This is a genomic window from Nocardia barduliensis, assembly GCF_013315795.1.
Classification (GTDB): Bacteria; Actinomycetota; Actinomycetes; order Mycobacteriales; family Mycobacteriaceae; genus Nocardia; species Nocardia barduliensis.
This window is the reverse complement of sequence record NZ_JABLTE010000278.1, coordinates 1-828: the sequence shown is the minus strand read 5'-3', so window position 1 is coordinate 828 and position 828 is coordinate 1. Positions and strand designations below refer to the sequence as shown.

General features: G+C 67.9%; 1 protein-coding gene. It reads left to right on the top strand.

What is annotated here, in order from left to right:
* Positions 1-828 (top strand): AMP-binding protein (locus tag HOV91_RS39185; protein ID WP_174190197.1); only part of this gene is annotated, 828 nt, incomplete at both ends.

Here is an 828-nt window from a genome sequence, read left to right as displayed (position 1 = left end):
AAGGGGTGGCGGTCGCTCATACCGCGATTCAGAATCAGATCGAATGGATGCTCGCCCAGTACCCTATGGGTCCGGGCGATGTGTATCTGCAGAAGACCGCGACCACGTTCGATGTGTCCCTGTGGGGTTATCTGATGCCGCTGCGGGCGGGCGCGAAGCTCGTCCTCGCGGACCACGACGGGCACCGCGACCCGGCCTACCTCGCCGCGAGCATCGCCGCCCACCAGGTCACCGTCACCGACTTCGTCCCCTCCATGCTGACCGAATTCGCCACCCACGCCACACGCGAGAACCTGGCGACACTGCGGCACCTGTTCGTCATCGGCGAAGCCCTGCCACCGGAAACAGTCCGCGCGATCACCACGGTCACCGACGCGCGAGTGCACAACCTCTACGGGCCCACCGAGGCCGCGGTGTCGGTGACCTACTGGCCCGCGGGGACGGCGGAGGGGGCGACCGTGCCGATCGGCCGTCCGCAGTGGAATACGAAGGTCTATGTACTGGACTCGCGCCTTCGTCCGGTGCCCGCCGGAGTGCCGGGCGAGCTGTACCTGGCCGGAGACCAGCTCGCCCGTGGATACCTGCGGCAGGCGGCACTGACCGCGGGCCGGTTCGTCGCCAACCCGTTCGATCCCGGAACGAGGATGTACCGCACCGGCGACCTGGCGATCTGGCGTGCGCCCCGCCCCGGACTGCCCGAGCGCCTGGAGTTCCTGGGCCGCATCGATTTCCAGGTGAAATTCCGCGGCCAACGCATCGAACTCGGCGAGATCGAAACCGCGCTGCTGGCACACCCCACGGTCAGCCAAGCAGTCGCGGCAGTCCTAC